9 protein-coding genes are annotated in these 9497 nt (G+C 67.8%); 4 read left to right on the top strand and 5 right to left on the bottom strand.

What is annotated here, in order from left to right; all coding sequences use genetic code 11:
• Positions 1-1871 (bottom strand): pentapeptide repeat-containing protein (locus tag ADBZ5N_RS02625; RefSeq protein WP_526255926.1); only part of this gene is annotated, 1871 nt, incomplete at its 3' end.
• A 588-nt stretch (positions 1872-2459) separates the two neighbouring features.
• Positions 2460-3962 carry an SDR family NAD(P)-dependent oxidoreductase gene (locus tag ADBZ5N_RS02620; protein WP_526255925.1) on the bottom strand — a complete coding sequence of 501 codons (1503 nt, stop codon included), beginning with the start codon at positions 3960-3962 and terminating at the stop codon, positions 2460-2462.
• Positions 3963-4011: 49 nt separating this feature from the next.
• Here ADBZ5N_RS02620 and ADBZ5N_RS02615 point away from each other — a divergent pair, with 49 nt between their 5' ends.
• Entirely contained in the window at positions 4012-5676 is a 1665-nt protein-coding gene (locus ADBZ5N_RS02615; RefSeq protein ID WP_526255924.1) for an ABC-F family ATP-binding cassette domain-containing protein, read from the top strand.
• A gap of 37 nt (positions 5677-5713) precedes the next feature.
• Here the strand turns inward: ADBZ5N_RS02615 and ADBZ5N_RS02610 are convergent, their stop codons facing one another.
• Entirely contained in the window at positions 5714-6499 is a 786-nt protein-coding gene (locus tag ADBZ5N_RS02610) for a glycoside hydrolase domain-containing protein (protein ID WP_526255935.1), read from the bottom strand.
• Between the two features lie 134 nt (positions 6500-6633).
• Positions 6634-7347: an SIR2 family NAD-dependent protein deacylase gene (locus ADBZ5N_RS02605; RefSeq protein ID WP_526255934.1), complete on the bottom strand. Its 714-nt coding sequence runs from the start codon at positions 7345-7347 to the stop codon at positions 6634-6636.
• Between the two features lie 233 nt (positions 7348-7580).
• On the opposite strand from ADBZ5N_RS02605, the gene ADBZ5N_RS02600 reads away from it, so the two are divergent.
• Entirely contained in the window at positions 7581-7961 is a 381-nt protein-coding gene (locus tag ADBZ5N_RS02600) for an Rv1152 family transcriptional regulator (protein ID WP_526255923.1), read from the top strand.
• On the opposite strand, the gene ADBZ5N_RS02595 is transcribed toward ADBZ5N_RS02600, so the two are convergent.
• On the bottom strand, positions 7944-8771 hold the full coding sequence (locus tag ADBZ5N_RS02595) for a class I SAM-dependent methyltransferase (protein ID WP_526255922.1): 828 nt from the start codon (positions 8769-8771) through the stop codon (positions 7944-7946). The two genes, ADBZ5N_RS02600 and ADBZ5N_RS02595, sit on opposite strands and share 18 nt — an antisense overlap.
• Before the next feature lie 42 nt (positions 8772-8813).
• Between ADBZ5N_RS02595 and ADBZ5N_RS02590 the strand changes: the two genes are divergently transcribed.
• Positions 8814-9257, top strand: a complete 444-nt coding sequence (locus ADBZ5N_RS02590) for a PPOX class F420-dependent oxidoreductase (RefSeq protein ID WP_526255921.1) — start codon at positions 8814-8816, stop codon at positions 9255-9257.
• 30 nt (positions 9258-9287) lie between these two features.
• Positions 9288-9494, top strand: a complete 207-nt coding sequence (locus ADBZ5N_RS02585) for a DUF5302 family protein (protein WP_526255920.1) — start codon at positions 9288-9290, stop codon at positions 9492-9494.
• Positions 9495-9497 lie beyond the last annotated feature (3 nt).

Below are 9497 nucleotides of genomic sequence, written 5' to 3'. Positions count from 1 at the left end.
GTGGCGAGGTTCAAGTTGGTGCCGGTCAACGTCGTGCCGGTCAGGTCCGCGCCCGTCAGGTTGGCCTGGACCATGCTGGCGCGGGTCAGGTCGGCGCCGCTCAGGTTCGCACCGGTGAGGTTCGCACCGCCCAGATAGAACGCTGTCAGATTCCGGCCGCTCAGGTTCGCCCCGCTCAGGTTCGCCCCGCCCAGCAGAGCGCCGGTGAGAATCGTCTCGGTCAGGTCGGCCCCGGGCAGCTGTGTGTAAAAAAGGAGTGCCTCGGTGAAGTCGGTCCGAGTCAGGGTCGCTCCGGTCAGGTTCGCATAACCGAGGTCGGTGCCGCTGAGGTCGATACCGGTCAGATCCAGCCCGGTCAGGTTGGCGTAACTCAGGTTCAGTCCGGCCAGCTTCACGCCGTTCAGATCGACGCCGGTCAAATCCACACCGGTGAGCTTCGCCCCGGTCAGGACCGTGTCGGTCAGGTTCGCACCGACCAGACTGACCCGGGTCAGGTTCGCCCCGGTCAGGTCGGTGCCGGTCAGATCCCTACCGGCGAGGTTGATCCCGGTCAGGTTCGCCCCGGTCAGGTTCGCCCCGGCTACCGTCGTGCCGGCCAGGGGATCGCTGCCGAATCGCCAGGGGCCGGACAGATCGACCCCGGTCAGGTTCGCTCCGGTGAGACTCGCCCCTACCAGGTAGGCGTCTTTCAGTCGCGCTCTGGTGAGGTTCACCCCGGCCAGGTCTTTATCTGCCAGGATCGCGAAGTTCAGCCGCGCCTCGCTGAGGTCCGCGCCGGTCAGGATCGTCCCGATCAGATTCGCACCACTGAGTTCCGCGTTGCGCAGCGTGGCGCCGGTCAGGTTTGCCCCGTTGAGGGCGGTTCCCAACAGGTCCGCGCCGGACAAGTCCGCGTGGGTGAAGTCCGCTCGGGTCACCACCACCTCGCTGCCACGGATGAACGCGTTCCGGAGTTCCGCGCTCATCAGATTCGCGTCGGTCAGGTTCGCGTCGGTCAGGTTCGCGTAATGCATAGTCGCGTTGGAGAAGTTCACCCCCGTGAGGTCCTGGCCGGCGAAATTCACCCAGTTCAGGTCCTGTCCCGAACAGTCCTTGGTGGCCACACACGCCGCGGTTCCCCACCTACCCACCGAGGCGCCGGCCGGGAACAGGGTGCGGCGCACCAACCACAGTGTGCCGGAGAGGAAGTCGGTGACCGGGTTGGCCGGGAAATGCGAGAGCCAGGTGCCGACGGTGTCGACGAGGCGTTCGATCGTGAATCGCGCAGCCGATATCGTCTGCTGCGGAGTCGGCGATCCGGGCCGGCAGTGTGCGCAGGTGAAATTCTCCAGTTGAGGTGTCGCGGCTGCCGGGACCACCGATGTGGCCGGAGGTTCCGACATGACCGCGGCCGCCGCCGGTGGCGAGACCACGGGTGCACCCGCCACCACGGGCGCGCCGACCGAGGAGTCCGCCGTGGACGAAACCGGATCGCCTCCAACGCTTTCCACGGTGTCGATGGCCGCCGACACCGGCCCTCGATGTCCACTGCGCGGTGCCGGTGACGCTGAGGACCGGCGCGGATACGCCGAAGTGGCAGCGGGCGTCGCGCGCGTCCAGGGCTCCACCGAGGCTGCGGCACGCGGCGTCCTTGTCGGGGCGGGGCCGTCGGGGTTGGCGCTCTCCCGGATCGCACGGCCGGCCGGGGAACGTCGCGACGGCGGGGTGCGCCCGCCCGCGGCCGTCGACTCCGCGGTATCTGCGGATATCGACGGGGAACCGGCATCAGGGCTGTCGGCGGCGGCGATACCTGCGGCCTGCGGCCCGGCCAGCGAGAGCCCGACGACGAACGCCGCAGCTGTGACCCTGGCGCTGCTACTGAAACGTGACACGAACCGAATCCCCGATCCCTGTCAGAGAAACAGCCGCTGCCAGTTTGGTTTAAGGGGAGCCTAACTAGGCTTTCACTCGCTGGTCAAACGGGGGGCTGTCAATGTGGGTTGCAGAAGCCCAGTTCGAAGGGCCGCGATCACCCAGCTAGCGATCGGGCTTTACTAGGCCCAACCGCATTCGCGCTGTGCGAGCGGGTTTACCCCTGGATCAGGCACCAACAAAGCCGCGGCAGGGACGATCGGTAGCCATAGGTGAAACGGCCCACATTGATTTCCGCCCACTGCTCCACCTCAGGCAGGTTCCCCGCGCACACTCTTCACGCACGGGCCGGTAGGGCTTACGTCGCGGCCAATCTGCGCAAGCAGCGCGCTGCAGCCAGCACCGTGCAGGTGCGCATCGGTCGGACTGTGACTCCGCAGGATGTTGATGACGTAATCACCCGGATACTGGCCGCGCCTCGTCTACTCGATGGCGCTCAACGCGGCGGTCCCCTGCCCGTGTAGCAGTCGGCTCTGTTGGCCCGCCGGGCGTCGAAGCAAGGTGGTGATCGTTTGCAGCACAACGTGGTTCGCAGCTGCGGTGCGCCGTCACCAATCGGCGCGGCGGTAGTCCTTGAGGAACACCCCGTAAAGGTCGACCCCGGACTCGCCTTGCACGATGGGGTCGTAGACGCGAGCCGCGCCGTCGACAAGATCGAGCGGAGCGTGGAAGCCTTCCTCGGCCAGGCGGATCTTCGTCGGGTGCGGACGTTCGTCAGTGATCCATCCGGTGTCGACACTGGTCATCAGGATTCCGTCGGTCTCGAACATCTCTCCCGCGCTGGTACGGGTCAACATGTTCAGGGCGGCCTTGGCCATGTTGGTGTGCGGATGTCCCGGCCCCTTGTAGCGACGGGAGAACACACCCTCCATCGCAGAGACGTTGACGACGTATTTACGTCGCGCCGTTGATGCGGCCATCGACGACCGCAGCCGGCTGATGAGCAGGAAGGGTGCGGTCGTGTTGGCCAGTTGGACCTCCAGCATCTCCAACGGCTCGACCTGCTGGACGTGCTGTGTCCAGCTGTTCACGTGATGCTCGTCGGGAACCAGTCCGCCGGCGTCGATCGCGGTTCCCGCCGCCAGTCGCTGCAGCGAGGTCGAACCGGCTGCCAGCGCCGCTTCCGTCAGGCCTTGGGCCTGCGCGACGACAGCCGTCAGCTCATCCGCGCGCGAGGCGGCCGCCGCCAGTATCGGATGGCTGCCCACCGAAGCGGCCAGGGCCTGCGGGTGTGGGTCATTGGTGTGTCCGAAGGTCAACAGCTCGGGGCTGGGCCCGTCCGGCAGCGGCGCCAACTCGGCCTCGGCCAGCGGAGCGTAGGCACCTGGGGATCGCCGCACCGTCTGGGCGGCGTTGTTGATCAGGATGTCCAGCGGCCCGGCGTCGGCGACGGCATCGGCGAGGCCGACCACCTGGGCCGGGTCGCGCAGGTCGATGCCGACAACCCGCAGCCGGTGCAACCAGTCCCCGGAATCGGGCAGGCCGGAGAACCGCCGCACGGCATCGCGGGGAAACCGCGTGGTGATCGTGGTGTGGGCGCCGTCCCGAAGCAGTCGCAGGGCGATGTACATGCCGATCTTGGCGCGGCCGCCGGTGAGCAGGGCACGCCTGCCGGTCAGATCGGTGCGGGCCTCCCGTTTCGCGTGACTGAAGCGCGCACACTCCGGACAGAGCTGGTGATAGAACGCGTCGACGTGCGTGTAGTGCTGTTTGCAGACGTAGCAGGCGCGCGACCGGAGCAGCGTGCCCGCGCTCGGTGCCGTCGCCGACGTGGACAGTGGGATTCCGCGGGTCTCGTCGTCGATGCGGTCGGGGGCGCCGGTCGCGGTCGCGGCGACAACCGCGCGGTCGGCGTCGGCGATCGCCGTCCGCCGTTCCTGCCTGCGGGACTTCTTCACCGACTTGAACATGTGCGCGGTCGCATGCCGGACTGCGATGAAATCCGGATGCTTCTCGTCGAGGAGGTGCAACTCGGACAGCACGGCCAATGTCACCTGCAATCGTTCCGGGTCGATACCGCCCGGACTCGCTGACTGCCCGTCAAAACTCACGCCAGAGTGTATCGACGGCCCGCGCGCCGGCTCCTGAGACCATAGGTCGGTGACCGCAACGCTCGTCGCGAAGAATCTGGCCGGTGGATTCGCCCACCGCACCCTCTTCGAGGGCCTCGACCTGACCGTGGCGCCTGGCGACGTCATCGGCGTTGTGGGTGCCAACGGTGCCGGCAAGAGCACACTGTTGCGGATCCTGGCCGGCGATATGGACCCACTCGACGGGACGGTCAGCATCGCCCCAGCCGACGCGTTCGTCGGATGGCTGCCGCAGGAGCATCAGCGGACACCGGGTGAGACCGTCGCCGCCTACATCGCGCGCCGCACCGGTTGCACCGCGGCGACCGTCGCCATGGAGCAGGCCGCGGAGTTCCTGGCCGCTCCCGACCCGACGCCGGCGCAGCCCGATCCCGCTGAGGTCTACTCCGCGGCGTTGGATCACTGGCTTGCCGCCGGCGCGGCGGATCTCGACGAGCGGGTGCCCGCCGTGCTGGCTGAACTCGGACTGAATTCTGATGCTGTGCAACCGGATTCGACCCAGATGACCGCACTGTCCGGCGGCCAGGCGGCGCGGGTGGGACTGGCGGCGCTGATGCTGTCGCGGTTCGACGTCGTCCTGCTTGACGAGCCGACCAACGACCTCGACCTCGATGGTCTTGCCCGGCTGGAGGGCTTCGTCGCGGACCTTCGTGGCGGCGTCGTGCTGGTCAGCCACGACCGGGAATTCCTGGCGCGCTGCGTGACCCGGGTACTGGAACTCGATCTGGCCCAGAACACCACCACGGTGTTCGGCGGCGGTTACCACAGCTATCTGGAAGAGCGTGAGGTCAACCGACGGCACCGCCGCGAGGCGTACGAGGAGTTCGCCGACAAGAAGGCAGACCTGGTGGCGCGGGCCCGCACTCAACGGGAATGGTCGAGCCAGGGTGTCCGCAATGCCATCCGCAAGGCCCCCGACAATGACAAGATCCGTCGCCGCGCGGCCACCGAATCCAGTGAGAAGCAGGCGCAGAAGGTGCGCCAGATGGAGAGCCGGATCGCCCGGCTCGAGGAGGTGGCCGAACCCCGTAAGGAATGGACCCTGCAGTTCACCATCGGCGCCGCGCCGCGGTCCAGTTCGGTCGTCGCCACCCTCGACGAAGCCATTGTGCGACAGCGGGATTTCGTTCTGGGCCCGGTGTCGCTCCAAGTCGACGCCGGCGAGCGGATCGGCATCACCGGCCCCAACGGGGCCGGAAAGTCCACCTTGCTGCGGCTTCTGCTCGGCCGCCAGGAGCCTGACGAGGGCCGGGCGAGTTTGGGCGCCAACGTCGCCGTCGGCGAGATCGACCAAGCCCGCGCCGAGTTCTCCGGCGTCGGCCGGCTCATCGACCGCTTCGAACAACGCGTGCCGACATGGACGACCGCCGATGTGCGAACTCTGCTCGCCAAGTTCGGACTGCGCGCCGGCCACGTTGAACGCTCGGTTGAGGAATTGTCGCCCGGCGAGCGGACCCGCGCCGGACTGGCCCTGCTGCAGGCGCGTGGCACCAATGTGCTGGTGCTCGACGAGCCGACGAATCACCTCGACCTGGTCGCCATCGAGCAGTTGGAGCAGGCCCTGGAAACCTACGACGGCGCGCTGCTGTTGGTGACCCACGACCGGCGGATGCTGCAGAACGTGCGTTTGGATCGGCGCTGGACGATCGGCGACGGTCGGGTGGCTGAGGTTTAAGGCGTTACGCCTTCAAAGGCGTGCCGTGCCTGCGTGCTCACGGATGAAAGTTCCACTGGCCGCAATCCTGGGCCAGGACGTCGTTGACGTCGACCTCGATCCCGCCGACAAGAGGACCCGGATTGGAGGCGGTGCTCACTATGCGCTGGTAGAGAACGGCGGCCGGGTCGATCCGATTGCCCGACCAGGCCCGGGTCTGCCAGGCCCACCGGCGGCCGGGCGAGCGCGAACTCCCGATGACGCCGTCGGCGGCGGCCCACTGGCACACATCGATACCGCCGTAGACGCCGGTGCGCTGCACGCCAAGCACCGAGTTGACGCCGCGAAACCACTGCAGCGCCAATGTGTTCCAGGTCTCGCGGTCAATGTCGTCGTCGACGCTGAAGAAGATCGGGGCACTCTGGCCGCCACCGGCCGCGGTATGCAGATGCCACGCGGTGCGTGCGTCGGCGATGCCGCCGGCGTAGCCGCGGGTGAAGTCCGAAGGGGCTGTGCCGCCAGGCTTGCCGTACTGGTAGTTGCTGACGATGACCAGCCCAGCGGCGGCCAGCGACTCGGCGTAGGGCCGGGTGATCGGCTTGGCGCCGAAGGATGACCCGGGACGAGACAGCGAGACGTAGTTGATCACGCCGGCGTAGCCAGCTGCCCGGATGTCCTGCGCCGGGATCTGGCGCATGGCGTAGTCGATCAGCATGGGAGCGGCGGCCGCCGCGGTGCCGGCACCTGCTGCGGCCGCACCCAGGCCGACAAGCGCCGGCGCGGCGGCGGCGTAGCGCAGGGCGTCACGCCGGGAGACCGGCCGCGATCCCGACGACTCGTGCACCGGGGCCATGTTACCAATGTGACTGTTGTTAACGATGCAACCTGGCCGGGGCGCTGACTCCAGCGCATGCCGCGAGGCTGCGGCCGGCCATGCTCATCAGAGTGCGGCGGTTGGTGTCCGGCACACCGCAGACCCTAATTCAGCAGTTCGGGCAGCCGCAGCAGCAGAGTCGGCAGCGCGACGGCCGCGCTCTCTCGCACCGATGCCGTCACCGACGACGACAACGGGGTGGGTTCGGGGTTGACCTCGATGACCGCCGCGCCGCGGGCCAACGCCATCTCCGGCAAAGCGGCGGCCGGGTAGACGATCCCGGAGGTGCCGACGACCACCACCAGGTCGGCGGTCGCGACCGCCTCAACCGAGGCCTGCCATGGCTCATCGGGCAGTTGTTCGCCGAACCAGACGATCCCTGGCCGGATCAACCCCCCACACTCACAGTGCAGCGGGGATTTCTCCAGTTGCGGCTCGGGCATATCGGGCAGCGGTCCGTGGTAGCGGGAACCGCAAGTGTCGCACCAGAACTCAGCAAGGCTGCCATGCAGGTGGTGCACCGTCTGGCTGCCGGCCCGCTCATGGAGGTCGTCGACGTTCTGGGTGACGACCGTGACGTCGGCGTAGTCCTGCCACGCCGCCACCGCCCGGTGCCCGTCGTTGGGCTGGACCTCCTTGACCAAGTGGTGCCGCCACAGGTACCAGGCCCACACCCGCTCGGGATGCTTCTGCCAACCGTCGGTGCTGGAGATCTCGTAGGGGTCGTACTTGGACCACAGACCGGTCTCGTCATCGCGGAACGTCGGGACTCCACTCTCGGCGGAGATCCCGGCGCCACTGAACACGGCGATCCGGATCCGGGGGGACCCGTCGGTGGAGTCGATCAACGCGGCGCCTTTCCTGTGAAGGCCCACCCCGTCCGGACGGACTCGGCCCACCGTAGCGAAACATGAACCCGAAGCGCGAACAAACGGCCATAGATATGACCGTTGTCGAGAGCGTGATGATATCGCTTAAGCTGCGCTTTTCGACGGACACGGCGGTGCTGTCAGGGTCCCGGTCGGCAACATCGGTGAGCCATACTGGGCAGGTGTCGGAGTTAGCCGGGTGGCTCGGGGTGGACGGGCGGTCCAGCACACCGATCTTCGAGCAGTTGCGGGTCGGTGTCATCGCCGCGGTGGGCGACGGCCGGCTGGCTCCCGGCGCTCGCCTACCCACGGTGCGCGAGCTTGCCGCCGATCTGGGGTTGGCGGTCAACACCGTCGCCCGCACCTACCGCGAACTGGAGACCGCCGGCATCGTCGAGACCCGCGGCCGCAACGGCACATTCGTGGCGCGACGCGACCCCACCGACGCGGCGATGGCGGAGGCCGCCCGGATCTACGCCGAGAAGGCCCTTGCGTTGGGAGTGGAGTTGGCCCGGGCGCGCCGCTACCTCGACGCCGCTTTCGGCTCAGCCGAACTCGAGTAGTGCGTAGACCCCGCGGAACGGCTTGGTCGGCCCGAATCTCCAGAACGCCGGGAAGACCGTCTTGAAGACGAATCCACGGCCGGCCGGCATGGCCACATCGCGGACTGCTTTGAGCCCCGGCACCCTGCCAATCAGCGCGCGCAACTGGTTGATCGACAAGCTGAACGGCATGGGCGGCACCCGGTAGTGCTTGGAAGCCCGGATGCCCTTCGGTGCCACCTTCTTGACGATCGTCGGCGGCAGGTCGAAGAACATCTGCCCACCCGGAAAGCGCTTGGCGCACTGGGTGATCAGATCCATCGCCTGATCGGGCTGCAGGTACATCAGCAGACCCTCGGCGGTGATGAATACACCGTCGGCGGAGTCGACGTGGTCCATCCAGCTGTAGTCCAGGGCGGACTGGGCGAGGTTGGTGATTCGCGGGGACGCGGGCAGCAGTTTCTCGCGCAGTTCGATCACCGGCGGTAAATCGACTGAGACCCAACGGAACTGCGGATCGGGTGCCGCCTTGTCCAGCCGCCAGAAACTGGTCTGGAACCCCTCGGCCAGCGCCACGATGGTGGCCCTTGGGTGGGTGCGCAGGTAGTCGCTGGTGCACCCGTCGGCGGCCAGCGAGCGCAGCGCCATCTCCTGGCCCTTGCGGCCGAACTTGTCGAAGTCGACGTCGAAGGCGTCCCGCAGTTCGATGGCCATCGGGTCCGACAGGATCGCATCCGGCAGCGAGGCCTGATGCGCCCGGCCGTTGAGCGTTAGCAGTGCTGTCTCGGATACGCCGGTCAGTTCGGCGGCGTCCACCCTGGGCTTGTTCATCGAGGCCAACATACCGGCGCCCGGCGCATTAGGCTCGGCGGTATGACGCGCCGGGTGTTCGACGACAAGTTGCTGGCGTTGATCGCCGACAACTCGCTGGGCGTGCTGGCCACCATCAAAAGCGACGGCCGCCCGCAGATGTCCAACGTCACCTATCACTTCGACCCGCGGGCGCTGGCCGTCGAGATCTCGGTCACGGAGCCGAGGGCGAAGACCCGCAACCTGCGCCGGGATCCGCGCGCCTCGCTGCTGGTGTCCTCCGAGGACGGTTGGTCCTATGCGGTGGCAGAGGGCGATGCGGTGCTCAGCGCCCCGGCTGCCGCACCCGACGACGACACCGTCGAGTCACTGATCACCCTCTACCGCAACGTGGCCGGCGAGCACCCCGACTGGGACGAGTACCGCCAGGCGATGGTGGTCGACCGGCGGGTGCTTCTGCGGCTGCCGATCAGCCACCTCTACGGGATGCCGCCGGGTCTGCGCTGAGGCGGCCGGTGCAGGGTCTAACCTGCCCTCATGGCCCCCGAGCAATCAGATCCTGCCCAGCCCGAGCCCCCGAACGACCCGCAAGACGAAACCAAGCGCAAGTTCCGGGAAGCCCTCGAGCGCAAGAAGGCCAACGCCGCCGGTGGCGCCGGCCACACGGACCCGTCCGGCAAGCAGTCCCATGCGCACGGACCAGCCGAGCAGCGCCGAACCTTCCGCCGCAAGAGCGGCGGCTGAAGA

This window comes from Mycobacterium sp., assembly GCF_044370595.1.
Lineage (GTDB): Bacteria > Actinomycetota > Actinomycetes > Mycobacteriales > Mycobacteriaceae > Mycobacterium.
Note: the sequence above shows the minus strand (reverse complement) of the source record. Positions and strands in the feature narration are given on the sequence as shown.

Coding starts and splice junctions, on each gene's coding strand:
- ADBZ5N_RS02585 (WP_526255920.1), top strand. CDS start 9,288: ATGGCCCCCGAGCAATCAGATCCTGCCCAGCCCGAGCCCCCGAACGAC.
- ADBZ5N_RS02595 (WP_526255922.1), bottom strand. CDS start 8,771: ATGAACAAGCCCAGGGTGGACGCCGCCGAACTGACCGGCGTATCCGAG.
- ADBZ5N_RS02590 (WP_526255921.1), top strand. CDS start 8,814: ATGACGCGCCGGGTGTTCGACGACAAGTTGCTGGCGTTGATCGCCGAC.